Raw genomic sequence first — 24,678 nt, forward strand, 5'->3', positions numbered from 1 at the left:
AAACGGACGCGGGATCCGGTCCCATCCGGGGCGTTGTCGTCATGCCGTCGAGCATGAGGACACCCCGGTACGGGTGCCGAGAGCCCGCCGATGCTGGTACTGCCAGCACCTGGCAAGCGCCGGGCGCAGCACCGAGGATGGTCGTGGCGAGGGGGGCGTGGCGATGGGGGGCGCGACGATGAGGACGACACAGCGAAGGCGGCCCGAGCTGGCCTCCTTCCTGCGCAGCAGGCGGGCCCGGGTGACCCCGGCCGACGTGGGCATGCCGCCGGGCCTCAGGCGCCGCACCCCGGGGCTGCGGCGCGAGGAGGTCGCCCAGCTCTCCGGCGTCGGTGTGACCTGGTACACGTGGCTGGAGCAGGGCCGGCCGATCAACGCGTCCGCACAGGTCCTGGACGCCGTGGCCCGCACGCTGCGGCTCGACCCACCGGAGCGGGAGCACCTGTACCGCCTGGCCGAGGTGCCCTTCGAGCCGGTCCCGCAGGAGCCGACCCGCGCGGTGGGGCCGGAGGTGCAGGGCATCATCGACGCCCTCGCCCCGCTGCCCGCGGTCGTCTACAACTCCCGGTACGACATCCTGGCCACCAATCCCGGCTACCGCGCCCTGTTCGTGATCCCGGAGATCGTCGACATAGGCGTGCCGAACGCGCTGTGGACGCTGTTCACGGTGTCCGAGGACGCCTGCCCCGTGCTGCACCGGGAGCGCGAGCTGCCCGTGATGGTGGCGACACTGCGGTCCTCGTACGGCAGACATGTGGGCGAGCCGGCCTGGGAGGAGTTCATCCGCGCACTGTCGGCGGCCAGCCCGCACTTCGCAGAGCTCTGGGCGAGCGGAGAGGTGGTGCCGCCGGGGCCCCGCGTGAAGACGTTCCGGCACCGGGCCGTCGGAGAGCTGCGGATGACCTCACAGTCGCTGTCGATCGACGGGATGCCCGAATGCCGGATCGTGGTCTACACACCGGAGGACGCGGAGACACACGAAAAATCCCGCCTCCTGATGGAGACGGGATCCTCATTGAGTGGAGCTAAGGAGAATTGAACTCCTGACCTCCTGCATGCCATGCAGGCGCTCTACCAACTGAGCTATAGCCCCTTGCGTTCCTCCCGCTCCGCGGGGCGAACAAGAAGAACTTTAGCCTGCGACCTGCCGGAAAGTGAAATCCGGTCCGGAGCCGGGTCCGAGGCCCGGTCCGGAGCTCTCAGTCGTCGTCGCCGAGCACCGGCTCCGGCAGGGTGCCTGCGTTGTGCTCCAGCAGGCGCCAGCCGCGCGCGCCCTGGCCGAGGACGGACCAGCAGCAGTTGGAGAGGCCACCGAGGCTCTCCCAGTGCCGGGAGTCCAGGCCGAGCAGCCGCCCGATGGTGGTGCGGATGGTGCCGCCGTGACTGACCACGACGAGCGTGCCGTCCTCGGGGAGCTTCTCGGCGTGCCGGAGCACCACGGGGGCGGCACGGTCGGCCACCTCGGTCTCCAGCTCACCGCCCCCGCGGCGGACCGGCTCGCCACGCTTCCACGCGGCGTACTCCTCACCGTGCCGGGCGATGATCTCCTCGTGCGTGAGGCCCTGCCAGACGCCCGCGTAGGTCTCGCGCAGACCCTCGTCGTGGGACACGTCCAGACCGGTGAGCGCGGCCAGCTCGGCGGCGGTGTTCGCGGCCCGCTGGAGGTCGGAGGCGACGATCGCGTCGGGCTGGAGGGAGGCCAGCAGCCGGGCGGCGCGGCGGGCCTGGCCGACACCGGTCTCGGTGAGCTCGACGTCGGTGGTGCCCTGGAAGCGGCGCTCCACGTTCCAGGAGGTCTGACCGTGCCGCCACAGGATGACGCGGCGGCCCCGGCCCTTGCGGTCGGCGGGAGCGGTCACCGCTGCTCCCCGTACTCGGCGTCGTCCTCCTCGGCCCGGAGCTTGGCGTGCTCCTCCGCCTTGCCGCGGGTCGCCTTGGCGTCGGCCGGCAGCTCCAGCTCGGGGCAGTCCTTCCACAGCCGCTCCAGGGCGTAGAAGACCCGCTCCTCGCTGTGCTGGACATGGACGACGATGTCCACGTAGTCGAGCAGGACCCAGCGGGCCTCGCGGTCGCCCTCGCGGCGCACCGGCTTGGCGCCGAGCTCCTTCGAGAGCCGCTCCTCGATCTCGTCGACGATGGACTTGACCTGGCGGTCGTTGGGTGCGGACGCCAGCAGGAAGGCGTCGGTGATCGAGAGGACGTCGCTGACGTCGTAGGCGATCACGTCATGGGCGAGCTTGTCGGCGGCCGCCTGCGCGGCGGTGTGGACGAGCTCGATGGAACGGTCAGTGGCGGTCACTACAAGGCTTTCGGTCGGCGGTCACTGGACATCAAGGGTCTCACGGACCGCCGACGGCACCCCACGTGATGGCGGAGATCACGCGGGGTGCCGCTCCGGGCCCGGAGCCGGGCCTAGGACGAGGAGTCCGGCTTGTAGTCCTGGCCGAGGATCACGGAGACGTTCGCGCTCGACGACGTCGTGCCCTTGCTGACGGCGCCGGCCGGCAGGCCCAGGGTCTTGGCGACCTCGGTGGCGTTCGCCTTGTCGGCGGCGTCGGCGTAGACGACCTTGGAGGTGGCCCGGGCCGAGGCGGGCGTGCCGCCGTCGATGAAGGTGAAGCCGCCGTTGAGGAGGACGACGCGGGCCTTCTCGGTGTTGTCCCTGGTGCCGGTGGCGTTCTGGACGGAGACGCTCACGGCCGCGTCCTTGTCGGGGCTCTTCGCCTTGCCGCCGAGGACGTCCTTGACCACGCTCGCGCCGGCCGCCGCACTGAGGGTGCCGTCCTGCTGGACGGGCAGCAGGGTGGTCCTGTAGTCGCCGCCCTTGGCGAGGTCGGCGAGCTTGGCGAGGAAGGTACCGAGGTCCTTGTCGGTCAGGGACGGGTCGAGGATCTGGGCCAGCGTCTGCACGGTGGTGGTGGCGGCCGTCGGGTCGGAGGACAGCTTGCGCAGTACGCCCTGCAGGACCTGGCCGAACCGCTCCAGCTGGGCGTTCTGGGCCTCGCCGGGGGCGCGGTAGGTGGCGTAGGCGACGGCCATCTTGCCGCTGAGGGTCTGGTCCTTCCCCTTGCTCACCAGGGGCGCCTGACCCTTCTTCTTGGCGTCCGGGTCGGGCACGGCGGCGTTGGTGTCGACGTCGATGTTCCCGACGAGGTCGACCAGGTTCTGGAGATAGGGGGTGTCCAGGCGCCAGGTGCCCTCGATGTCGGTGCCGAGGACGGTGTCGAGGGAGTCGACGGTCCCGGAGGAGCCGTCGTCGTCGACGGACTTGGCGAGGGTCGTGGTGGAGCCGTCGTCGGAGGTCAGGACGAGGGAGTTGGGGAGCAGGACGGTGGTGCCCTGCTTGGTGGTGGTGTTGTCGACGAGCAGCGCCGTGGAGGTGCCGCCCTTGGTGGTGTTGTGGAGGTGGACGACGATCACGTCGCGGTTCTGGGCGCTCGCCGCGATCGTGGTGCCCTTCTTGCTCTCCGGCTCGGACAGGCCGGGCAGCTTCCCGGCGTACCAGAGGTAGCCGACCCCGCCCACCGCGACCAGGGCGAGGACGACGACCAGGGCGACGAGCCGGCTGCGGGCGCGGCGCTTGGCCTCCTCGCGGCGCTCGGTGCGGTTCTCGGTGAAGTTGAGCCAGTCGATGACGTCCTCGGAGTCGCTGTCGGGCTCCTCGACGAACGCGAACTGTGCGGTGTGGTACTGCCGTTCGTCCCCGTCGGCGGCCTCCGCACGGGCAGAACCCGCGCCGGGACGACCGGCACCGGCATGACCCGCACCGGAACGACCGGCACCGGCAGGCCCCGCCCCGGCACGGTCCTCGTCGACCGCGGGACGGTAGCCCTGGCCGGTCTGCGCCCCCGCCGCGTGCCCCTGGCCGGCCTGTGTCCCGCCGGCCGGCCCGCCCTGCTGGGGGATGTACGCGGTCTGCTCGGCGACGCGGGGCTGCTGTCCGCTCGCGGCGGCCCGGCCGTAGGGGTCGTACGCCGTCGCCGGACCGCCGCCGTGCCGGCCGCCGTCGGCATAGGGGTCGTAGGGCGGGACGGCCGCCTGCTGACCGGTGTCGCCGGCGCCGTAGGGGTCGTAGGCGGGGTTCTGGGTGCCCGTGTCGTACGGCGCGGCCTGCTGCCCGGCGGCGTACGGGTCGTAGCCGTAGCCCTGCTGGGCGTAGGGGTCGTACTGCTGCTGCGGGGCCTGTTGCGGCGGGACCTGCTGGTAGACCGGCCGGCCGTACTCGTCGTAGCCGACGAGCGCGTACTGGTTGTCCTGGTCGTCGCCGTAGCCCGCGTCGTATCGGTCGTTCACCGGTGCCCCTCTCGGCTCACTCGCCGCGGTACAGCTCGCGCTTGTCGATGTAACGCACGACTCCGTCCGGCACCAGGTACCAGACGGGGTCGCCCTTGGCGACTCTCGCCCGGCAGTCGGTGGAGGAGATGGCCAGGGCGGGGACCTCGACGAGCGAGACGCCGCCCTCGGGGAGCCCGGGGTCGGCCAGGGGGTGGCCGGGCCGGGTGACTCCGATGAAGTGCGCCAGGGCGAACAGCTCTTCGGTGTCCCGCCAGGTGAGGATCTGGCCGAGGGCGTCGGCGCCCGTGATGAAGAAGAGGTCGGTGTCGGGGTTGAGGGCCTTGAGGTCGCGCAGGGTGTCCGTGGTGTAGGTCGCGCCGCCGCGGTCGATGTCGATGCGGCTGACCGAGAACTGCGGGTTCTCGGCGGTGGCGATGACCGTCATCAGATAGCGGTCCTCGGCCGGGGTCACCTTGCGGTGGGTCTTCTGCCACGGCTGGCCCGTCGGCACGAACACCACCTCGTCCAGGTGGAACTGCGCGGCGACCTCGCTGGCCGCCACGAGGTGCCCGTGGTGGATCGGGTCGAACGTTCCGCCCATGACGCCCAGCCGGCGCTTGCCGGGGCTCGACGGGGCGTTGCCCGGGCCGGTAGGCATGTCCTGCTCTCCCATGCGTGCAGACCCTACCGGCCCGTCCTGAGGACCCCGGCCGGCGGAGGCCCGGAGTGCCCCGCTTTGGGCACTCGGTGCCTCAGCGGTCGCGGTTGAAACGAGTGGTGATCCACAGCAGGAGCAGCAGGATGATGAACGCGGCGCCGCCGGTCACCAGGGGGTTGAGGCTCTCGTGGTTGCCGCCGTGCTCCTCGCCCTCGGCGGCGAGGGTGACCAACTGGGCAGCGGTGCTGTGGAAGCTCATCTTCGGCAGGACCTATCCGGTGGGCGGGATAAAGATGTCGGCCCATCGTAAGCGGGCCCGGTGAGGGCGATCACGCCGACTCCACCATTGGGGCCGCCCTCAGGACGTCGGGGAACCTTCGCCCTCCCTCAGTCGTCCTTCCGCTTGTACCCCCGCAGCAGGAACCACGCGGTGAACGCACAGCCCAGGAACATCACGACCAGTACCACCCGGAGCAGATTTCCGGCCCCTTGCTGCTCGGCGGCGCTCGCGGCCTCGGTGAGCCAGGCGGCTCGGGTGTGCTCCATGACGTGGACTCCTTCGCTGTACTGCCCGTCCACGCTATCTCCGCCTAGGCTGGGCTCTGCTTCGGGGGCGCAAAGGGCCGCACAAGGGTCCGCAAAGGATCACAGAGGTCGAAGAGGCCCAGCCGAAGACGGCGGAGCCAAAGACGCGCATGGGGGAAGACATGTCCGACGACGGCCACCACAACAACGGGCACGAGAACGTTCCTAGCAGGCAGCGCAGGCGTTTCCCGGGTATCTCCTCGCGCGCGTACGAACACCCCGCCGACCGCTCCGCCCTCGTGGCGCTGCGCAAGCTGAGCGGTTTCGACACGGTGTTCAAGGCGCTCAGCGGTCTGCTCCCCGAGCGGAGCCTCAGGCTGCTGTTCCTGTCCGACTCGGTGCGCGTCTCCGACCAGCAGTTCGCGTACCTCAACGACATGCTGCGGGACGCCTGTTACATCCTGGACCTGGAGAAGGTCCCACCGATGTACGTCAACCAGGACCCGCAGCCCAACGCGATGTGCATCGGCCTGGACGAGCCGATCATCGTCGTCACCACGGGCCTGGTCGACCTGCTCGACGAGGAGGAGATGCGGGCGGTCGTCGGCCACGAGGTGGGCCACGCCCTGTCCGGCCACTCGGTCTACCGGACCATCCTGCTGTTCCTGACCAGCCTCGCCCTGAGGGTGGCGTGGATCCCGCTGGGCAACATCGCGATCATGGCGATCGTGACCGCGCTGCGCGAGTGGTTCCGCAAGTCGGAGCTGTCGGCGGACCGGGCGGGCCTCCTGGTGGGTCAGGACCTGAAGGCCTCGATGCGCGGCCTGATGAAGCTGGCCGGCGGTCACCACCTGCACGAGATGAACGTGGACGCGTTCCTGAAGCAGGCCGAGGAGTACGAGGCCGGCGGTGACCTGCGCGACTCCGTGCTGAAGATCCTGAACGTCCTGCCGCGCTCCCACCCCTTCACCACCGTGCGGGCGGCCGAGCTGAAGAAGTGGGCCGAGTCCCGCGACTACCAGCGGATCATGGACGGCCACTACCCGCGCCGCTCGGAGGACAAGGACACCTCGGTCACGGACTCCTTCCGCGAGTCGGCGGCGAGCTACGCGACCAACGTCAAGAGCTCCAAGGACCCCCTGATGAAGCTGGTCAGCGACATCGCGGGCGGCGCCGGCGACCTGGGCGGCAGGGTGCGCAGGGGCTTCGGCGGCTTCTCGAACTCGGCCCCGCGGGATGACGAGCCCCCGACGGACACGCATCGCGACACCGAGGGGGGCTGAAACCCCGGGGGCGCTCGGCAGGCCCACGCCGGACGGACGACCAACGGCGGAGGGCGGCCGACGCCCCCTCCGCCGCCGACGCCCCCTCCGCCGCCACCCCCTCGGCAGCGCACGGCACACTCCGACCGCACGCGCCACATCCCCGGTGGGGCACGTCAGGCCCCCGGCAGCGGGCGGCACACGTACGACTGCTCGCGTCACGCCGCTGACAGCGCGCGCCACCCCCACGAGGGCCTGGCGCACCACCCTCGACCGCTCACGCCGCACCGCCGACAGCGCCTCCCACCCCGACTACACGCACCCCGCCCCGACCCCGCCCGTCACACCCGCGGCTGCGCACTCGTCGCCAGTGATCCGCACAGCGCCGTGGCGCTGCCGGTGGCATAGGGATCCGTCCCCGCCGGTCCACCGGCCTTCGCGGTCTGTCCGGCCAGCAGCGGGTGCAGCCGGTTCGTGGAGTCCTCGGCGCAGGACAGCGGCCCGGCCTGGACGTACGAGACGACGAGCTGGGCCGTGTGCATCCGCAGGTCGTCGCGGTCGAACCGGAAGTGCAGCTCGCGCCGGACGGTGAACAGCGAGGCCTCCTTGGAGGCACCCGCCCGCGCCGCCCGCAAGGCGTACACGAAGGTGTGGTCCGCCGTGACCTCCAGCGTCGACGAGTCGGTCTCGGCGGCCTGGAGGCTTCCCTGCACCCGGATCCTGCCGTCGGCCAGCCGCGCCTCGGCGGGGTCGAAGCGGACCAGCCATCCGGTCGGCGCGTGCCGCCCGTCGGCGGCGGGGTGGGCGAAGCTCTGGTCGAACTGGTCGAGCTGGTCCGTGTCGAGGAGCACCCGCACGGCCCGGACCTGGTCGCCGGCGAGGACGTCCGGGTCGAGCGAGGACCGCACGATGTAGTCCTTGGCGGTGGTCAGCGCGGACACGACCTGGCTGTCGGAGAAGTGCGCGGTGCGGCGGGACGCCGGCAGCGGTATGCCCTTGGCCCCGACGCGGTACTGCGCGGCGGGGCTGTGCGCGTACAGGTACTCGACGTCGGCGTGCCCCGGGACCTCGCCCTCAGGGGCCAGCGGAATGACGGTCATCCGCAGTGGCTCGACGGGCTGGCGGACCGCGGGGGTCTGGTAGGGGTTCCGTACGCCCATGTAGATCGCGGTGCCGAAGGCGACGGCGATCAGCAGGACCAGGACCAGGACCTGCCGGGACAGTCCCCGGCGCAGCGGCGGGCGGCGGCGCACGGCGGGCGCGTGGTCGGACATGCGCTCGCGCGCGGAGTACTCCTGGAGGCGGGCAGCGCGGACGAACGACTCGTCGAAGACGACGGATCGGTACTCGTCCTCACCACCCACGGGGCCGCCCTCGGGAGGAGTCCCCTCGGGTGGGTCTCCTGGCCCTCCCATATCTTCAGGGTAGGTCTCGGGGAGCTCAGGTAAACGCCCGGCCGTGCGACAAGTTCTGACAGGTTCTCACCAGGATCGTCAGGGCGTTCGCGGGACCGCGGAGACGGCCGGCTGGGAGTAGTCGGCGGACGCCGACGGTGTCACCGTGCTCCCCTGCTCCAGACCGGTCGAGGCGGGCGGCGGGACCCGGTCGCGGCTGCCGGAGGAAGCGCCCCGGTAGACCGCGGTGAAGGCCAGCGCGACCATGCCGATGCCCATGACGAGGGCGAGCATCCAGGCGACGGGACGGTGCCAGCGGACCTGTTTGCCGTACGTCCCGGGGGCGCCGTAGCGGCCCTGGAGGACCTCGGTGTCGTCCAGGTCGTCGAGGTCGGGATCATGGCCGAAACCGCCGGGGCCGTAGCCGTCGTCGTACCGATCGGCTCTGGGGCGGGCGCGACGGGCCTCGGCCTCGGAGGCCTCCGCTCTCGCCTGCGCCGCGGCCAGGAGGCGTTCGACGGCGGTCGGCTCGTGCACCACGGCCGCCCGTACGAAGGCCTCGTCGAAGACCACGGAGGCGAACTCTTCGTCCGACACCCCGCGGTCGTGGTCGTCGTCGGGCTCCCAGCCGTCAGGGAACGGCGTGCCCCCCACGTCCTCCGGCACGAATCCAGAGTAGACCTGGGGGGTCAATTTGGGCAGACGGTATGGAAATTCATCCGCCGTGTGAGGCACCTCTCGTGCGCCACGGAAGCGGCCCGGGGGCGCCTGCCGGACGCATATGCCCTGGCCGCGCGCCCCCGGGCGCCCGGGTTCAGCGGCGGATGTGGCCGTCGCCGGTGACGATGTACTTCGTGCTCGTCAGCTCCGGCAGGCCCATCGGACCGCGCGCGTGCAGCTTCTGGGTGGAGATGCCGATCTCCGCGCCGAAGCCGAACTGGCCGCCGTCGGTGAAGCGGGTGGAGGCGTTGACCGCGACGGTCGTGGAGTCGACCAGCTGGGTGAAGCGGCGGGCGGCCTGCTGGGAGGTGGTGACGATGGCCTCGGTGTGGCCGGAGGTCCACAGCCGGATGTGCTCGACGGCCTTGTCGAGCGAGTCGACGACGGCGGCGGCGATGTCGTAGGAGAGGTACTCGGTGTCCCAGTCCTCCAGCGTGGCCTCGACGACGGTCGCCTTGGTGTCCTTCGCGTACGCCAGCACCCGCTGGTCGGCGTGGACGGTCACGCCGGCCTCGGCGAGGGCGTCCAGGGCCCGGGGCAGGAACTCGGGGGCGATGTCCTGGTGGACCAGGAGGGTCTCGGCGGCGTTGCAGACGCTGACCCGCTGGGCCTTGGAGTTGATCAGGATGTCGATCGCCATGTCGAGGTCGGCCTGGGCGTCGACGTAGACGTGGCAGTTGCCGGTGCCGGTCTCGATGACGGGGACGATCGACTCCGTCACGACGGTCTGGATCAGCGAGGCGCCGCCGCGCGGGATGAGCACGTCGACCAGGCCACGGGCGCGCATCAGCTCCTGCACGCTGTCGCGGGACTGGCCGGGCACGAGCTGGATCGCGTCGGCGGGCAGTCCGGCGCCGCCCACGGCGTCGCGCAGGACCCGGACGAGGGCGGTGTTCGACTCGTAGGCGGAGGCCGAGCCGCGCAGCAGGACGGCGTTGCCGGACTTCAGGCACAGGGCGGCGGCGTCGACCGTGACGTTCGGGCGGGCCTCGTAGATGATGCCGACGACGCCGAGCGGGACGCGGACCTGGCGCAGATCGATGCCGTTGGGCAGGGTCGAGCCGCGCACCACCTCGCCGACCGGGTCGGGCAGCGCGACGACGTCCCGGACGTCGGAGGCGATCGCGCGCACCCGCTCCGGCGTGAGGGTCAGCCGGTCGATGATCGACTCGCTGGTGCCCGCCTCGCGGGCCTTGGCGATGTCCTTGGCGTTGGCCTCGACGATCTCGCTCGTGCGGACCTCCAGGGCGTCCGCGATGGCGAGCAGCGCGTCGTCCTTCTCGGCCCTGGGCAGCGGGGCGAGGTCGGCGGCGGCGGCCTTGGCCCGGTAGGCGGCCTGGGTGACCGGGGTCATGGAGTCGTACGGCGAGAGCGAGGTCATACGGGAAGGGTAGTGCGCCGCGCGGAGCGGTTCACGGCGCATTCCACACCCCGAGACAAGCCCCGCAGAACGCCCGGACCGCGCAAAGCCGACGGGAGCTTCCTCAGAAGGGGTGCGCGCCCACCGGGGTGGCCGGCGGTGGGCCGTATCCCTCGGCGATGCGCTGGTGGTAGGTCTGGCGGTCGATGACCTCCAGGCCGACGATCTCCCACGGCGGCAGGCCCGCGGTCTGCCGGTGCTCGCCCCACAGGCGCAGGGCGACGGCGGCCGCGTCGTGCAGGTCGCGGGCCTCCTCCCAGTACCGGATCTCCGCGTGGTCGTTGGCGTAGCGGCTGGTCAGCAGGAAGGGGTGGTCGTGGGCGAGCTGTTCGAGGGCGCGCCGGACCTCCTTCAGCGGGGCCTCCTCGCCGGAGACGCTGAGGGTGACGTGCCACAGGCGCGGCAGGTCCCGGGGCTTCTCTCCCTGGTACCGGTCGCCGGCCGCGACGCTCGTGAGGGCGCGCTCCTCACCGGCCCCGACGCTCGTCAGGGCCCGCTCCTCGCCGGCCGCGCGCGCCGCAGAACCCCCTGCCGCCCGCGCGGTCGATCCGCCCGCCTCGCCCGGAGCCACGGCTGCACCAGGAGCCGGGGGCGGGGTCGTCGGGGAACCGCCCGCCGCCCGCGCCGAGGTCCCTCCGGGTGGCCCGGACCCACCGCGGGAAGCCGCCGTACCGGCGCGGGACGCCGTCGCCTCAGGGCGCACTCGTCTCACGACGGCCTCCTTCATGCACAGGTCGACCCCACGGGTCGGGCGGAATGTGTCCCTGGGACAAAGTTGAGCAGGCCGCAAGGGCTCGTGGGGCGGTTTTGCGGAACGTCCACCTCAGGGCGACGCTCTTGGCAGGGCGTTCACCCCGTTTTCGGGCACCCCGGGCCCCATGGACGAACGGGTGTCCCTCAGGGGTGCAGGATCACCAGATCGTCCCGGTGGACGACCTCGCGCTCGTAGGCCGGTCCCAGCTCGCGGGCCAGCTCCCGGGTGGAGCGGCCGATCAGCCGGGGGATCTCCTTGGCGTCGAAGTTGACGAGCCCGCGGGCCACGGCGTGACCGGTGCCGTCCCGCAGTTCGACGGGGTCGCCCGCGACGAACTCGCCCTCGACGGAGGCGATCCCGGCCGGCAGCAGCGACTTGCGGCGTTCGACGACCGCCTTCACCGCGCCGTCGTCCAGGGTCAGCGAGCCCTGCGGGGTGGACGCGTGCTGGAGCCACAGCATCCGGTCGGCGGAGCGCTTGTCGGCGGGGTGGAAGTAGGTGCCGGTGTCCCCGCCGGACAGCGCCTCGGCCGCGTGGATCGCGCTGGTCAGCACCACCGGGATGCCGGCGGCGGCCGCGATCCGGGCGGCCTCGACCTTGGTGACCATGCCGCCGGTGCCGACGCCCGCCTTGCCGGCGCTGCCGATCTCCACGCCCGCCAGGTCGCCGGGGCCGCGTACCTCCGCTATCCGCGAGGTCCCGGGCTTGCTCGGGTCGCCGTCGTAGACGCCGTCGATGTCGGAGAGCAGGACGAGCAGGTCGGCGTGGACCAGATGGGCCACCAGGGCCGCGAGCCGGTCGTTGTCGCCGAAGCGGATCTCGTCGGTGGCGACGGTGTCGTTCTCGTTGACGATCGGGAGGGCGCCCATCGCGAGGAGCTTGTCGAGGGTGCGGGAGGCGTTGCGGTGGTGGGCGCGGCGGCTCATGTCGTCGCTGGTCAGCAGCACCTGGCCGACACGAACGCCGTAGCGGGCGAAGGAGGCGGTGTAGCGGGCGACGAGCAGGCCCTGGCCGACGCTCGCGGCGGCCTGCTGGCGGGCGAGGTCCCGGGGGCGGCGGCGCAGGCCCAGTGGGGCGAGCCCGGCGGCGATGGCGCCGGAGGAGACGAGGACGATCTCCCGCTCTCCCCCGCTGCGGCTCTTGGCGAGGACGTCGACGAGCGCGTCGACCCGGTCGGCGTCGAGGCCGCCGGCGGCGGTGGTCAGCGACGAGGAACCGACCTTGACGACGATCCTGCGGGCCTCGCCCACGGCCTGCCTTGCCCCTGCCACCTTGTGTCCTGTCCCCTCGCGCCACGTGTGGGTACCTCGTCCGCAATGTACGCGAAGGGGACGCGGCGACGCGCATCCGTCCAGTCCCCGGACCCGGCACGGCCCGCTCGCCCGACCGCGCCCCGCGCATAGCACCTTCCCGCCGCGCAAGGCGAAGGACACGCGCGTGTCGTCCGGAGGTCGGCCCGCGTTAACCAGGGCGTCCGTCTCGCGACGACCTTGGAGTGTCCCCGTGCGAAAACGCCTCCCCCGCCTCCGGTCCGCGCTGCGGCTGCCGGGGCGGCAGACCGCGACGAGAGCGCTCGTCGCAGCCGTCCTGGCGGCCGCCGTCGTCGCCCAGGCCCTCGCCGCCCTGCGTCCGCACGTCCCGCTGCTGCTCGCGGCGACGGCCGCCTCCCTGGCCGCCGAGGGCGTCCTGCACCGCTGGCAGCGCGGCATGGTGTCCCTGTTCGCCAAGTCCCACGCGGACATCACCGTGCGGCACGTCCTGCGCGACCTGCTGCTGGTCGTGGGCCTGCTGCGGCTGACCCCGGAGGACGAGGAGACGGCGTACACCGTGCTGGTGGCCGGTCTGCTCGCCTTCTACGCGCTGCACTGCGCGATCCAGGCGGCCTCCGTCCTGGTCCGGCGCACCCGCACCCTCCCGGTGGTCACCCGCAACATCGACGCCTCCGCGCTCCGCCTGACCCCGGCCCCGCCCGCCCTGCTGCGCCGCCCCGGTCCCCGGCTGCTGGTGCACGGCCTGCCCGCGACGGCGGGACTGCTGGTCACGGCGGCCACCGGTGAGCCCCGGTGCGCGGCCTTCGGCATCGCGGTGTCCCTCGGGCTCGCCCTGGTGGGCCTCGCGGACCTTCTCGTACGACTGCTGCCGAGCCGGCGTCCGGCGGGCGAGCAGGAGGTGCTGGACTGGTTCGACGCGTGGCTCGCCGCGTACCGGCCGACCGTCGGCCTGTACTTCTCCGGCGGGGCCTCCTCCGCCTACCAGGCCAACATGTGGCTGGAGCCGCTCGCGAAGCTCGGCGGCAGGCCCGTCATCGTCCTGCGCGAGCGGTTCATGATGCAGAAGATCGCCGCGACCGACGTGCCGATCGTCTGTCTGCCGAAGGTGTCCACGCTGCTGCGCCTGGAGCAGTCCTCGCTCCAGGTCCTCATCCATCCGTCGAACTCCGGCAAGACCTCCCAGGTCCTGCGCATCCCGACGATCAAGCACACCTTCGTCAACCACGGCGAGAGCGACAAGCTGTCCTCCTGCAACCCGTACGCGAAGGCGTACGACGAGGTGTGGGTGGCCGGTCCCGCGGCCCGGGAGCGGTACGCGGCGGCCCAGGTCGGCGTCGAGGACAAGGACGTGGTGGAGATCGGCCGCCCGCAGCTCGACGCCGTACGGCCGTACGAGGGGCCGCCGACCGGGGCGTACACGACGGTGCTGTACGCCCCGACCTGGGAGGGCTGGGACGGCAACCCCGGCAACACCTCGGTGATCGAGGCGGGCGAGAACATCGTGCGGGCGCTGCTCGCTGACCCCGGGGTGCGGCTGCTGTACAAACCGCACCCGCTGACCGGATCGGTGGACGCGCGGGCGGGCGCGGCGGACCTCAGGATCCGTGAGCTGGTGCGGGCGGCGAACCGGGAACGGACCGGCGAACGGCCCGTCGACGACGGTGAACTCTCCCGCAGGACAGCGGAGTTGGACCGGCTCACCATCACGTCCTTCCGGGCCGCCGCGGACTCGGTCGAGCGGATGCTGCTGCAGTCCACGCCGGAGCCCGGCCGTGCGCGCGCGGTGGCCCGGGCGACGGCGGCCTGGGAGCGGGCGTACTGGGCCTCGCTGCCGGAGTGGGAGCACCAGGTCGTCACGGACGCCCGGCCCGCGCTGTACGCCTGCTTCAACCGGGCCGACCTGCTGATCAGTGACGTGTCCAGCGTGGTCAGCGACTTCCTGGCGAGCGGGAAGCCGTACGCCGTCGCGAACACCAGCGGGTTGGGTGAGGCCGCGTTCCGTGCCGCCTTCCCCACCGCGGGCGCGGCGACCGTGCTGACGCCGGACGCGGCGGGGGTGCCCGCGCTGCTGGACGCCGCACGTCACCCGGAGCGGGACGAACTCGTCGGCGCGCGGGCCGCGTTGAAGCGGCGGTTGCTGGGGCCGGACGAACCGGCCTCGCAGGAACGGTTCGACATGGCCGTTCAGGCCTTGTGCGCGGTGGCCAGGCGCCGGACGGTTCCGGGACAGCGGCGGGAGGAGGAGACCGTGTGCGCCTCCGGGACGCTCACGCTGCCGGGATGAGAACCCTGCGCGCCTTGCGGACCGCCCGGCGCAGCAACCCCGCGCCCGCCCAGGCGGCCGATCGCCACCAGCTGGAGCCGCAGGCGCTCGTGCACGCGGAGTCGAAGCGCAGGGTGTGGCCGCCGGCCCGCAGATAGGCAGGTCGACGATCCTGCCGGATCACCGTGACGTCGAGGGACGTCCGCGCGGTGAACTCCTCCAGCACTCCCCGGTGCCGTCCGCCGAGCCGTCGTCGACGGCGATGACCTCGATGCGCGCCGGGCGGAACGTCCGTGCCTCGACGGAGGCCAGGTCCAGCACCCCGAGATACGCGGAAGGGCCCGGTTCTCGGGATCACCACCGAAAACCGGGCCCTTCCTTCACGAAGGGGAGGTCAGGCCTTGGTCGTGGCCTCCTCCGCCGCGGAGGCCGCCGCCCGTGACTCCTGGCCGACGTTGCGCGCCTCGGCCTTGATCGCGAGGTTCGCCACCGCGGTGTTGAACTGCTCGATGGACGTGGGCTCGTCCGGTCCGAGCAGGTACTGCTTGAGCTCCACCCGGTCCTCGGCCAGCGGGTCGGCCGCCGGGTCGCGGACCGCGTCCAGCAGCTCGCCCAGCTCGGTGGCCTTGTTGGACAGGATCGTGGCGGCCCGCACCGCGGTGTTCTGCCGCTTGAACTCCTCCACGCCCAGCTCGGCGGAGTCCGTGACCGCGTACGGCTTGCCGCTCGCGATGAAGTCGGACACCACGCTGGAGATGTCGGAGACCATCGCGTCGGAGACGTTGAAGCAGTCGTACAGGCGCGGTTCGGCGCCGGTGACCACCTTGTGCTGCCACTCGGGGAAGGAACGCCAGTACGCGTCGTTCCACTCGCCGCGCAGCCGGGCGATCTCCTCGTACTTGGCCACGTCGACGACGCCGTCACGGCTGGCCTCGGCCTCGTCGCCCTTCTCGCCGCCGCTGCCGGCCAGGACGGCGAGCCGTCCCTCGATACGGCCGAGCTCGGCCTTGGCCGCGGCCAGGGCGGTCATGTCGGCCTGGAAGCGGGGGTCCGTGACACGCTCGGCGGCGGCCTTCTCGATCAGCGCGGTGACCTTCTGGTGCGCGGCACCCGCCTTGGGCAGGACCGTGCCGGTGAAGGGGTGCGGCTTGTAGAGGACGCGGACCGGCGGGTCGGCCTGGAGCAGCTTCTTCACGATGTTCTCGCCGGCCAGCATCAGCGAGGTGTTGCCCGGGTTGCCGTCCCAGCCCTCCCAGGTGGGCGCGTAGAGCACGGTCGGCATACGGCCCTCGGGCCCGCCCTGCCGGTTCTGGATCGGCGCGAGCTGCGGGCGGCCCACCTCGACGATGTCCTCGTCGCGGACGCCGACGTCGGCGATGGCGTAGCGGTCGCGGCCGGCGCGGCCGGCCACCCACACCTCGTCGTACGCCTTGCTGAACGGGTTGACGCTCGCCAGCTTGTCGCTGTCGCCGTGGCCGATGAAGACGTGCTTCATGGTGGGCACGCGCAGCAGGTGGATGTTCTTGCCGACGTTCGCCGCGTACAGGGCGACCCGCACGGTGGACAGGTCCATGTTCATCAGGTGCACCCCTCCGGGCACGCAGATGACGGGGACCGTGGTGGGCGCGAGGTTCTGCAGGATGACCCGCTCACGCAGGATGATCAGCGGCCGGGAGTCCAGCTGCTCCATGGTCTCCAGCCACATGTTGACCTGGTAGGCGGAGTCCTTGGAGCCGGAGAAGTAGAGCACGGTCTCCGGCTTGTAGTCCCGCAGCCACTCGTCGACCTTGGCCAGGACCTTGTCGGCGCTCGGCGGGACCTTCTTGCCGCGCACGTACGGCATCAGCGCGAGGACGTACAGGGAGCCGAGCGCTATCGTCACGCCGATGCCGATGAAGCCCGGCAGCGTGGAGTCCATGGCGGCGGCGACGAGTATGCCGACCACGGCCGCGAGGTCGAGGTGGAGCATCTTCTCGGCCGACCGGTTCAGCAGGCCCATCGGCGGGGCGTCCGGGATGCGGACGCGGGAGGCCAGATCGACGTTGCGGGTGGCGACCGGGAGCCGACGGCGGTTGCGGATCAGGGTGACCAGCGCGCCGTGCGGGGCCTGGAGGCCGTAGAACGCGATGAAGCAGGCGGTGGCCCCGTAGAAGATCAGGTTGTTGGAGAGGTCGAGCCGGGCCAGCAGCAGGATCAGCAGGAGCTGTCTGATCAGGAAGCGGATCGACAGACCGGCGCGCACCTTGCTGAGGCGGTTGATCAGATAACTGCCCTGGCGGTGCAGATAGTGGTCCGCAAGGTACGTGACGGCGGTCGCGGCCGCGAAGGCGGGGACGCTCGGGATGAGCGCGGCCACCATTATGGCGGGGAACCCCGCCAGCATGAGGACCGCCGCGGCCAGCTCGGCCGCGCTGCCCACCCGGGCGACGCGAATAGCGGTGCTTATCACTGAAAACCTGCTCTGGGAGGGATGCCGGTTGTTTACGAATTAACGGTGCTTGAGGCTTCAGGTCTTGCTTAAGGCTTCAGGCCCCTGTGAATGCGCCAGGAACGGGGCAGCCACAGAGGCCTGAATTTGCAGAAGGCTATTTGTCCCTGATTATGCCACGCCGTCCTGACGGTCCAGGACACTGGCCAGCGCGGCCTCGAAGCCGGACGCCTGGCCCGCGGAGGCCGTCGGGTCCTGCTGGCGGACGTCGATCACGTGTCCGGTCAGCTCGGAGAGCAGCACGTCGAGCGAGGTGCGGGCCACCGCCTCGGAGGACAGCAGGCTGCCCGCGGGCTCCTGGCCGAAGGCCTTGGTGCGCATGGGAGTGGCGGTGCGCTCGGGGTTGATGCAGTTCACCCGGACGCCTTCACCCGCCCATTCGTCGGACAGGGCCTGCGTCAGGTTGACCATCGCCGCCTTGGTGGAGGAGTACAGGCTGTACTCGGCGCGGCCGCGGGTGTAGCTGCTGGAGGTGTACAGCAGCAGCTGGCCCTTGGTCTCCGCGAGGTACTTGTACGAGGAGCGCGCGATCTGGACCGGCGCCAGGTAGTTGACCTTCAGTGCCTCCTCGATGGTGGCGTTGTCGGTCTCCGCGAGCTTGCCGATGCGCAGCACGCCGGCGGTGTTGACGACGTAGTCGATGCGCCCGGTCTCGGCGTACGCCTTGGACAGCGCGTCGTCGACCTCCTCCGGGTTCTCGACGTGGGTGCCGGTGGTGGAGCGGCCGAGCGCGTACACCTTGGCGCCGTAGGACTCAGCGAGCTCCCCGATGTCCTTGCCGATGCCGTAGGAGCCGCCGAAGACGACGATGGTCTTGCCGGTGAGCAGCTCGCGGTAGGCCTCGTCGCTCACCTGCTCGGGAGCGGCGGTCGAGGCGAGCTGGAAGAGCTTGTCGGCGATGAAGACGTCGACGGGCTGGGTGACCTTCATGTTGTACTCGTCACCCGCGACGACGTGGATCGGCACGTCCGGCAGGTACTTGAGCACGACCGAACAGTCGTCCGTGGCCTGGAAGTTGGGGTCCCCGGCGGCGACCTCGTAGGCGCGCTTGATGGTGGACAGCTTGAAGGCCTGCGGGGTCTGGCCGCGGCGCAGCCGGGAGCGGTCCGGGATCTCGGTGATGAACTCGCCGTCGTCGCCGTGCTTGCGCGTGACGATGATGGTGTCCGCGGACGGGATGGCGACGTCGACGGCCTGGTAGCGCTCCAGGGCGACCACGCAGTCGTCGATGACGCGCCGCGAGAGCAGCGGGCGCACGGCGTCGTGGAACAGGACGTTGAGGTCCTCGCCCTCGGCCAGGCCCTCGCCGAGGGCCGCGATGGCGCGCTCGGTGGTCTCGTTCCGGGTGGAGCCACCCTCGATGATCTTCTTGACCTTCGTGAACCCGGCCTTGGCGACGATCTTCTCTATGTCCGGAACGTAGCCCGGCGCCATCAGGACGATGATGTCGTCGATGGAGTCGGCCTTCTCAAAGGTGGTCAGGGTGTGCTCGATGACTGCCTTGCCGGCGATCTTCAGCAGCTGCTTGGGGATCGAGAGACCCACGCGCTGACCGGTACCACCGGCCAGGATCACTGCGGTGGTACGGGGCTTGGCGATGTGCTGGGACACAGAAGACCTACCTCGGGGCGACAGGGAACGGGGAAATGGTCCCACTTGCGGTTACCGCTGTGCAAGGTGACCGCCGTTCGCCGCATATGTACGCGCTACCTGTCATTCATCTTGCACTGCCGGTAACGGCCATGGGGACGCCGTCCAGGGGGCTCCGCCGCGGCGGGCAGGAGACCTGGGTCACCGATGCTCCGGGTGAGGTGAGGATCTTCACGTCCTCGGGTGAGGTGCTGCACGCGTTCTTCATATCCATGACGGCGCCGTCGCGGACGAGTCCGGAATACAACTCGACGGGCCGTCCATTGCCGCGGAATTCCTGGTCAAGATTCCGCAGCAATTCGGTCTCGGCAACGATCGCGCCTTCTGGGTGTCACCTGGGAGGAGCGTGGGACCGCGACGAGGACCATGCCCCTCCCAGGCGACCCGCGCTCACGCCGGCCGGACCCCCGGCTTGCCCGCGTCCACCCGCAACTGCGCCAGCGTGGTGGTCGTCGCCTCGGGCCTGACCACCGTGTCGACGGCCCGGACCTGCGCGTCGATGCCGTGCCGGTCGATGTCGAAGAGGTGGTAGCCGCGGTGGGCGTCGATGAACTTCCAGTGCGGGTTGTCGGCCCTCAGCGGATCCCACTGGGCGTGGAAGGCGGCCTGGTCCTGGTCGCCGTTGCTGGAGATGGAGGTGCCGACGAACTCGGCGCCGACGACCCGTGAGGCCGGGTCGGCGTAGTCCTCCTTGAGGTCGCTGATCATCGTGAGGTGGCGGTCGCCGGAGAGCACGACGGGGTTGCGCACGCGCTTGAACTCCTCCAGGAGCGCGTTGCGTTCGACCTGGTAGCCGTCCCAGGCGTCGTAGTACCAGAGCTTGCCCTCGCCGGGCAGGATGTCGGTCTCGGCCATCATGATCTGCGAGGCGATGAGGTTCCAGCGGGCCGGTGAACCGTGCAGCCCGTCGAGCAGCCACTGCTTCTGCTCGGCGCCGAGCATGGTGAGCGAGGGGTCCTGGGCGGCGGCCTGGCTGGTGACCTGGTCGCTGCGGAACTGCCGGGTGTCGAGCACGTTCAGCCGGACCAGTCGGCCGAAGTCCAGCCTCCGGTGCATCCGGATGTGCGGGCCGTTCGGGACGGCCGTGGCACGCACCGGCATGTGCTCGTAGTACGCCTGGAAGGCCGCCGTGATCCGGGCCACGAACGCGTCGTGCGGCTGCTTGTCGGGGTCCTGCGGGATCTCGCCGGCCCAGTCGTTGTCGACCTCGTGGTCGTCGAAGCTGACCACCCAGGGCGCGCTCGCGTGGATCTCGGCGAGGTCCGGGTCGGTGCGGTACTGGGCGTACCGGTTGCGGTACTGGGCGAGGGTGTACGGCTCCCCGGTGCCCTCGTGCCGGCGCGGACCGGCCGACGACGGCGCCGACTCGTAGATGTAGTCGCCGACGAACAGCACGACGTCGGGGTCCTGGTCCAGCATGTCGGCGTACGGCGTGAAGTAGCCGTGCTGCCAGTTCTGGCAGGAGGCGAGCGCGACCCGGAGGCTGCCGCCGGAGCTGTGCCGGGCGGGGGCGGTGCGGGTGCGGCCGGTGCGCGAGAGCTGGCCGTCGGCGCGGAAGCGGTACCAGTACGTACGGCCCGCGCGCAGACCCCGTACGTCGACGTGGACGCTGTGTCCGTACGCGGGCAGGGCCTGGGCGGTGCCGCGCCGGACCACTTTTCTGAAGCGCTGGTCCTCGGCGAGCTCCCACTCGACGGGCACCACCCGGTCGGGCATGCCTCCGCCGTTCAGCGGATCGGGGGCGAGCCGGGTCCACAGCACGATGCCGTCCGGCAGCGGGTCGCCGGACGCCACACCGAGGCCGAACACCCCGTCGGGCAGCGGGGTCTCCGCCGCTCGCGCGGTGCCCGGCAGCCAGAGCTGGGCGGACGCGGCGGCGCCGAGTACGGCGGCGCCGGCGGTCAGAAAGCGGCGTCGGCCGGGTGATGCTGCTCCGTGCATGGGCGAACTCCCTTGCGTCGCTGACCTCTTGGGCACCCTGGAAGCTCACGCTTCGGGGTGATCCGTGCGTTGAACCAGAGTGTTCGCGTGCATGACAAATAGGTAGACAACAGAAGAGCCGTTGCGACTCGGGTATCACATGATGAACGTGATCCCGGCGCAACGGCCTTCAGGACACTGCCGTCTGACGATCTTTTGGGTTCTAGTTGGCGAAGTCCGAGCCCAGACGGGCGTTCGCGGCGGTGGTGCCGAGGAGCGTGTGGCCGAAGGTGAACGTCCCGTTCGGCCCGAGGATGGTGGCCGGAAGCGGTACACCGCCCGGCGCCACCAGGTCCTCCCCCCGGGAGCGGAAGGACCACACGGAACCGGCACCCGCGTTCTCGCCGGGCGCGCCCACCGCGACGTCGGCCAGGTGGTCGCCGTTGGCGTCACCCACATGGACGGCCCGGCCGAAGGCGTCACCCTTCTCGGCGGCACCCGGCACACCCGTGCTGTTCTGCGTGACCACCTGGTGGGAGCCGACTCCGGTCAGCCCGTCGGCCCGGCCGCTCAGCACCACCACGGACCCCGCGTCGGGCCAGGCGTCCGGGTCGGTGGGGGTGCCCAGGTCCTCGCCGGGCACTCCGGTGACCACGTCGAGGTACCCGTCCCCGTCGACGTCGGCGAGGTGGACGTCGGTGCCGAAGCCGTCGCCCTTCTCGGCGGTGCCGGGCACGCCGGGGCTGTCCTGGTTGACGGCCTGCTCCGCCACTCCGTCAGGAGCGCCCGAGGTGCCGGGTATCCAGGTGATACGGCCGCCCTTGGCGCGGTAGGCGTCATGGTCGCTCTCGTAGCCGTCGACCGCACGGCCCACCACGATGTCGGCGTACCCGTCCCGGTTCACATCCCCGACCGCGAGGTTCTCGCCGCCCTGGAGTTGGGCGCCGTCGATGTCCCAGACCAGGGTCCAGGGCGTGAGGCCGTCCTTGGTGCCCCACCAGTACGCGATCCGCCGGGAGTCGAAGGTGTCGGTGCCGGTCTGGGCGGCCACGACGTCGGTGATCCCGTCGCCGTTGAGGTCACCGACGTCGAGGTCGAGGACGCGGCTGTCGTACCTGTCCTTCACCACCTGGCGCTTGCCGGTGGCCGAGCCGGAGCGGGTGAAGGGGCCGCCGGTCGCCACCAGGCCGTACCGGTCCACCGCGGTCAGCAGGTCGGTCGCCCCGTCCCCGTCGACGTCCCCCGCCGCGAGGTGTCCCTCGGCGCCGAGCCGGTCGCCGGCCGCGCCGGAGGCGAGGGTGGCACCGCCCGACAGACCGCGGGCGCCGCCCCAGACGACCTGCACCAGACCGGAACCGCTGTTCTCGCCGCCCACCCCCACGATCAGGTCGGTGTACCCGTCCCGGTCCAGGTCGGCGGTGGTGAGCGCGCTGCCGAACCGGTCGCCCGCCTCGGAACCGCCGGGGACGCCCGCCGTGTTCTGGCTGAACACCTGCTTCGTGGAGGACTTCAAACCGCTCGCCGAGCCGTACAGCACACCGACGAAACCGGCCTTCGCCTTCCCGGCGACGGTCCCGCCGGGCGCGGCCACCGCGAGGTCGGCGTAGCCGTCCCCGTTGAAGTCGTCCCGCATCTGCTGGGGCGAAGCTCCCGCGGCGGCGGGCAGGACGACGACTCCGCCGAGCGCCAGGGCTACGGCGAGTGCCGTGCGCCACCCTCTTCGTTGTACGCGCATGCCGCATCCCTTCCTGTGACGGTCGTACGGATTGCCCGGTACGACTCACAGGAAGGGCGGTTGGTTGTCCTACGGCAGCAGCGCGCGTCGGATCAGAACGGCTCGAAGTCGTCGAACTCCTGGGCGGCGTCGTCCCGTTCGGCCTGCTTGTCGCGGCGGCGCTGGGCGGCGGGGCGGGGTGCCTCGAAGCGGTGGTCCTCACCGCGCCGGCCGAGCATCTCGGCGCCGGCCATGACGGTCGGCTCCCAGTCGAAGACGACCGCGTTGTCCTCGGGACCGATGGCGACGCCGTCACCCGAACGGGCGCCCGCCTTCATCAACTCGTCTTCCACACCGAGGCGGTTGAGACGGTCGGCGAGGTAGCCGACGGCCTCGTCGTTGCTGAAGTCGGTCTGCCGCACCCAGCGCTCCGGCTTCTCGCCGCGCACCCGGAACAGCCCGTCCTCCTCACGGACCACGGTGAAGCCGGTGTCGTCCACGGCCTTGGGCCGGATGACGATCCGGGTCGCCTCCTCCTTGGGCTTGGCGGCCCGCGACCTGCCGACCAGGTCGGCGAGGGCGAAGGACAGCTCCTTCAGCCCCATGTGGGCGACCGCGGACACCTCGAAGACGCGGTAGCCGCGCGCTTCCAGATCCGGCCGCACCATCTCGGCGAGGTCCTTGCCGTCCGGTACGTCGATCTTGTTGAGGACGACGATGCGGGGACGGTTGTCGAGGCCGCCGTACTCCCTGAGCTCCGCCTCGATGATGTCGAGGTCGGAGACCGGGTCGCGGTCGGACTCCAGCGTGGCGGTGTCCAGGACGTGCACGAGGACACTGCACCGCTCCACGTGCCGCAGGAACTCCAGGCCCAGGCCCTTGCCCTGGCTGGCGCCCGGGATCAGGCCGGGCACGTCGGCGATGGTGTAGACGGTCTCGCCGGCGGTGACCACGCCCAGGTTCGGGACCAGCGTGGTGAAGGGGTAGTCGGCGATCTTCGGCTTGGCCGCCGAAAGGACCGAGATCAGCGAGGACTTGCCCGCGCTCGGGTAGCCGACCAGCGCCACGTCGGCGACCGTCTTGAGCTCCAGGACGATGTCCTGGAGGTCGCCCGGCACGCCGAGCAGCGCGAAGCCGGGGGCCTTGCGGCGGGCGGAGGCCAGCGCCGCGTTGCCGAGGCCGCCGCGGCCGCCCTGGGCGGCGACGTAGGAGGTGCCGTGGCCGACGAGGTCGGCGAGGACGTTGCCCGCCTTGTTGAGGACGACGGTGCCGTCCGGGACCGGCAGGACCAGGTCCTGGCCGTCCTTGCCGGAGCGGTTGCCGCCCTCGCCGGGCTTGCCGTTGGTGGCCTTGCGGTGCGGGGAGTGGTGGTACTCGAGCAGGGTGGTCACGGACTGGTCGACGGTCAGGATGACGTCGCCGCCCCGCCCGCCGTTTCCGCCGTCGGGACCGCCGAGCGGCTTGAACTTCTCCCGGTGGACGGAGGCACAGCCGTGACCTCCGTTACCCGCGGCGACATGCAGTTCGACGCGGTCCACGAAGGTGGTCATGGTTCGGTGCCTCCAAAAACGTCATGGGTACTACAGGCGTAACACGCGAAAGGCGGACCCGCCTTCCCCCCAGGGAAGTGAGGTCCGCCTCGCGAAAGCTTCCGATCAGGCGACCGGAACGATGTTCACGACCTTGCGGCCACGGTGGGTACCGAACTCCACCGCACCGGCGTTCAGCGCGAACAGCGTGTCGTCGCCGCCGCGGCCGACGCCCGCACCCGGGTGGAAGTGGGTACCGCGCTGGCGGACCAGGATCTCGCCCGCGCTGACGACCTGACCACCGAAGCGCTTCACGCCGAGGCGCTGAGCGTTGGAGTCACGACCGTTGCGGGTGGACGATGCGCCCTTCTTGTGTGCCATCTCTCCTCAGTCCCTTACTTCGCAGCCGCGGGGATCTCAGTGACCTTGATCGCCGTGTACTGCTGGCGGTGGCCCTGACGACGGCGGTAGCCGGTCTTGTTCTTGTAGCGAAGGATGTCGATCTTGACGCCCTTGTGGTGGTCCACGACCTCGGCCTGGACCTTGATGCCGGCCAGGACCCACGGGTCGCTGGTCACAGCGTCGCCGTCGACAACGAGCAGGGTCGAGAGCTCGACCGTGTCGCCAACCTTGGCAGTGGAAATCTTGTCAACCTCAACGATGTCGCCGACAGCAACCTTGTGCTGGCGACCACCGCTGCGCACGATGGCGTACACGCGGATCTCACTCTCTCGCTCGGGGACGGCACCCCCGCAGTCCAGCCGCCCGGCAGAGCGAACGGCCTCTCCCGGCCAGAACGAAAGACCCGAGAGGAAGAGGTTTACGGGGATGTGGC

Annotated in this window: 21 protein-coding genes, 1 tRNA gene and 1 pseudogene; 3 read left to right on the forward strand and 20 right to left on the reverse strand. The window is 71.1% G+C overall.

What is annotated here, in order from left to right; all coding sequences use genetic code 11:
• Positions 1-178: 178 nt before the first annotated feature.
• Positions 179-1,039, forward strand: a complete 861-nt coding sequence (locus ABZ098_RS04875; protein ID WP_356587243.1) for a helix-turn-helix transcriptional regulator — start codon at positions 179-181, stop codon at positions 1,037-1,039.
• Here ABZ098_RS04875 and ABZ098_RS04880 read toward each other — a convergent pair.
• The 7 genes from ABZ098_RS04880 to ABZ098_RS04910 all read right to left on the reverse strand — a co-directional run bounded on the left by ABZ098_RS04880 (position 1,021) and on the right by ABZ098_RS04910 (position 5,479).
• Positions 1,021-1,093: transfer RNA gene (locus ABZ098_RS04880), tRNA-Ala, on the reverse strand. The two genes, ABZ098_RS04875 and ABZ098_RS04880, sit on opposite strands and share 19 nt — an antisense overlap.
• Positions 1,094-1,199: 106 nt before the next feature.
• Positions 1,200-1,859 carry a histidine phosphatase family protein gene (locus ABZ098_RS04885; RefSeq protein ID WP_356587245.1) on the reverse strand — a complete coding sequence of 220 codons (660 nt, stop codon included), beginning with the start codon at positions 1,857-1,859 and terminating at the stop codon, positions 1,200-1,202.
• Positions 1,856-2,299, reverse strand: a complete 444-nt coding sequence (rsfS, locus tag ABZ098_RS04890; RefSeq protein WP_356587247.1) for a ribosome silencing factor — start codon at positions 2,297-2,299, stop codon at positions 1,856-1,858. The genes ABZ098_RS04885 and rsfS overlap by 4 nt, the downstream gene beginning before the upstream one ends.
• 113 nt (positions 2,300-2,412) lie before the next feature.
• Positions 2,413-4,293 (reverse strand): LytR C-terminal domain-containing protein, encoded by a 1,881-nt coding sequence (locus tag ABZ098_RS04895; RefSeq protein ID WP_356587249.1) that lies wholly within the window; start codon positions 4,291-4,293, stop codon positions 2,413-2,415.
• A 16-nt stretch (positions 4,294-4,309) separates the two neighbouring features.
• Positions 4,310-4,948, reverse strand: coding sequence for a nicotinate-nucleotide adenylyltransferase (gene nadD / locus ABZ098_RS04900; RefSeq protein WP_356587251.1), 639 nt, complete (start codon positions 4,946-4,948; stop codon positions 4,310-4,312).
• Positions 4,949-5,027: 79 nt separating this feature from the next.
• Positions 5,028-5,192 carry a hypothetical protein gene (locus ABZ098_RS04905; protein ID WP_356587253.1) on the reverse strand — a complete coding sequence of 55 codons (165 nt, stop codon included), beginning with the start codon at positions 5,190-5,192 and terminating at the stop codon, positions 5,028-5,030.
• Between the two features lie 128 nt (positions 5,193-5,320).
• The gene (locus ABZ098_RS04910) at positions 5,321-5,479 is read right to left on the reverse strand and encodes a hypothetical protein (protein WP_356587255.1); all 159 of its coding nucleotides are present in this window, start codon (positions 5,477-5,479) and stop codon (positions 5,321-5,323) included.
• Positions 5,480-5,640: 161 nt separating this feature from the next.
• On the opposite strand from ABZ098_RS04910, the gene ABZ098_RS04915 reads away from it, so the two are divergent.
• Positions 5,641-6,741 carry a M48 family metallopeptidase gene (locus tag ABZ098_RS04915; protein WP_356587257.1) on the forward strand — a complete coding sequence of 367 codons (1,101 nt, stop codon included), beginning with the start codon at positions 5,641-5,643 and terminating at the stop codon, positions 6,739-6,741.
• Between the two features lie 320 nt (positions 6,742-7,061).
• On the opposite strand, the gene ABZ098_RS04920 is transcribed toward ABZ098_RS04915, so the two are convergent.
• The 5 genes from ABZ098_RS04920 to proB all read right to left on the reverse strand — a co-directional run bounded on the left by ABZ098_RS04920 (position 7,062) and on the right by proB (position 12,258).
• On the reverse strand, positions 7,062-8,135 hold the full coding sequence (locus ABZ098_RS04920; RefSeq protein WP_356587259.1) for a hypothetical protein: 1,074 nt from the start codon (positions 8,133-8,135) through the stop codon (positions 7,062-7,064).
• Between the two features lie 78 nt (positions 8,136-8,213).
• On the reverse strand, positions 8,214-8,780 hold the full coding sequence (locus tag ABZ098_RS04925; RefSeq protein WP_356587261.1) for a hypothetical protein: 567 nt from the start codon (positions 8,778-8,780) through the stop codon (positions 8,214-8,216).
• 148 nt (positions 8,781-8,928) lie between these two features.
• Entirely contained in the window at positions 8,929-10,215 is a 1,287-nt protein-coding gene (locus ABZ098_RS04930) for a glutamate-5-semialdehyde dehydrogenase (protein ID WP_356587262.1), read from the reverse strand.
• A 103-nt stretch (positions 10,216-10,318) separates the two neighbouring features.
• Positions 10,319-10,744 (reverse strand): hypothetical protein, encoded by a 426-nt coding sequence (locus tag ABZ098_RS04935; protein WP_356587633.1) that lies wholly within the window; start codon positions 10,742-10,744, stop codon positions 10,319-10,321.
• Positions 10,745-11,151: 407 nt separating this feature from the next.
• Positions 11,152-12,258: a glutamate 5-kinase gene (proB, locus tag ABZ098_RS04940; RefSeq protein ID WP_356587635.1), complete on the reverse strand. Its 1,107-nt coding sequence runs from the start codon at positions 12,256-12,258 to the stop codon at positions 11,152-11,154.
• A 292-nt stretch (positions 12,259-12,550) separates the two neighbouring features.
• Between proB and ABZ098_RS04945 the strand changes: the two genes are divergently transcribed.
• The gene (locus ABZ098_RS04945) at positions 12,551-14,563 is read left to right on the forward strand and encodes a hypothetical protein (RefSeq protein ID WP_356587637.1); all 2,013 of its coding nucleotides are present in this window, start codon (positions 12,551-12,553) and stop codon (positions 14,561-14,563) included.
• A 148-nt stretch (positions 14,564-14,711) separates the two neighbouring features.
• On the opposite strand, the pseudogene ABZ098_RS04950 reads toward ABZ098_RS04945, so the two are convergent.
• From ABZ098_RS04950 to rplU, 8 genes and pseudogenes are all read right to left on the reverse strand, one after another.
• Positions 14,712-14,863 (reverse strand): annotated as a pseudogene (locus ABZ098_RS04950) (glycosyltransferase); the annotation flags it as partial.
• A gap of 73 nt (positions 14,864-14,936) precedes the next feature.
• Entirely contained in the window at positions 14,937-16,991 is a 2,055-nt protein-coding gene (locus tag ABZ098_RS04955; protein WP_356587264.1) for a hypothetical protein, read from the reverse strand.
• Between the two features lie 150 nt (positions 16,992-17,141).
• The gene (locus tag ABZ098_RS04960; protein ID WP_356587266.1) at positions 17,142-18,641 is read right to left on the reverse strand and encodes a bifunctional cytidylyltransferase/SDR family oxidoreductase; all 1,500 of its coding nucleotides are present in this window, start codon (positions 18,639-18,641) and stop codon (positions 17,142-17,144) included.
• A gap of 429 nt (positions 18,642-19,070) precedes the next feature.
• Positions 19,071-20,621, reverse strand: coding sequence for an alkaline phosphatase D family protein (locus ABZ098_RS04965; protein WP_356587268.1), 1,551 nt, complete (start codon positions 20,619-20,621; stop codon positions 19,071-19,073).
• 202 nt (positions 20,622-20,823) lie between these two features.
• Positions 20,824-22,335: an FG-GAP-like repeat-containing protein gene (locus ABZ098_RS04970; protein WP_356587270.1), complete on the reverse strand. Its 1,512-nt coding sequence runs from the start codon at positions 22,333-22,335 to the stop codon at positions 20,824-20,826.
• A gap of 92 nt (positions 22,336-22,427) precedes the next feature.
• On the reverse strand, positions 22,428-23,864 hold the full coding sequence (gene obgE / locus ABZ098_RS04975; protein ID WP_356587272.1) for a GTPase ObgE: 1,437 nt from the start codon (positions 23,862-23,864) through the stop codon (positions 22,428-22,430).
• 105 nt (positions 23,865-23,969) lie between these two features.
• Positions 23,970-24,224, reverse strand: a complete 255-nt coding sequence (gene rpmA, locus ABZ098_RS04980) for a 50S ribosomal protein L27 (RefSeq protein ID WP_015660411.1) — start codon at positions 24,222-24,224, stop codon at positions 23,970-23,972.
• 14 nt (positions 24,225-24,238) lie between these two features.
• Positions 24,239-24,559, reverse strand: a complete 321-nt coding sequence (gene rplU, locus ABZ098_RS04985; RefSeq protein ID WP_007381993.1) for a 50S ribosomal protein L21 — start codon at positions 24,557-24,559, stop codon at positions 24,239-24,241.
• Positions 24,560-24,678: the final 119 nt, after the last annotated feature.

It is taken from the genome of Streptomyces sp. NPDC006335, from assembly GCF_040612795.1.
GTDB lineage: Bacteria > Actinomycetota > Actinomycetes > Streptomycetales > Streptomycetaceae > Streptomyces.